This window comes from Oleiphilus sp. HI0125 (genome assembly GCF_001635355.1).
The window spans coordinates 1-1,123 of sequence record NZ_LWGF01000329.1; the positions used below are offsets into that span (position 1 = coordinate 1).

Here is a 1,123-nt window from a genome sequence, read left to right on the forward strand (position 1 = left end):
GCTAAGCGCTGATGCACACCAAAGCGATGTTGTTCATCGATGATCGCTAATCCCAGTTCAGCAAATTGCACATCCTCTTGAAATAAAGCGTGTGTTCCGACCACTACTTGCGCTGATCCGTCTGCGATGGTGATAAGTTCTTGCTCACGTTTCTTTCCTTTCACTTTGCCGCTAAGCCAGCCAACTTTTATACCTAAGGGTGCAAGCCACGACTTGAAATTAGCAAAGTGTTGTTCAGCAAGAATTTCGGTTGGCGCCATGAACGCGACTTGATGACCGTGGGACACTGCGCGCAACGCGGCTAGTGCTGCAACAACAGTTTTTCCAGAACCGACATCCCCTTGGACGAGCCTTAGCATTGGGAATGGATGAGATAAGTCGCCAGCAATTTCATCGCTAACACGTTGTTGGGCTCCCGTTAGCGAGAAAGGTAATGAATTCAAGAATTCATTTTTTATAGCTTCACTATCGCTTGTAGCGACGAATGCAGGTGATGCTTTGCTTTGAATGCTACTTCGAAGTTGCAGAAGGCTGAGGTGATGCGCCAATAGCTCCTCAAAAATAAGTCGTTGTTGATATGGGTGCTCGCCTTCTAGCAAGGCATGTTGATCAGCATCCGTTGGTGGCGCATGAAGGTAACGAACGGCTTCTTGAAGGCTTGGGAGTTGCAGATCTTTTAAGATCGAGCCAGGAATAAGTTCGGTTACTTGGTGTCTGTCTAGATAGCCTAAAGCGCTAGCGCATAGCTTACGTAAACGAGGTTGTTGCACACCTTCAGTGAGCGTATAGATAGGCGTGAGCTTTTCTGGAGGAGAGTGTTTATCACCAGGTTTTAAAACTTGATATTCCGGATGATAAAACTCTAAGCCTGTTTGTCCTAAGCGAGCTTCGCCATAGCAACGCACTCGTGAGCCATTGCTTAATTGTTTCGCTTGAGCAGCACTGAAGTGGTAGAAACGCAGCGCAACTTGCCCAGAACTATCTCTGACGTGTACTTCCAAACTTTTGCGTCGTCCGATAACCACGCGACTGCCTTTTACTTCTGCTTCAAACAGTACATGTTGGCCTACACGTATTTGTGACAAAGGTACAATGCGCGTTCTATCCTCGTAACGAAAAGGGA

The 1,123-nt window shown here is 47.0% G+C and carries 1 protein-coding gene; it reads right to left on the bottom strand.

Annotated features, from left to right (window positions below):
* On the bottom strand, positions 1-1,123 hold a 1,123-nt coding region (locus A3762_RS04445), incomplete at both ends, for a DEAD/DEAH box helicase (protein WP_156493232.1).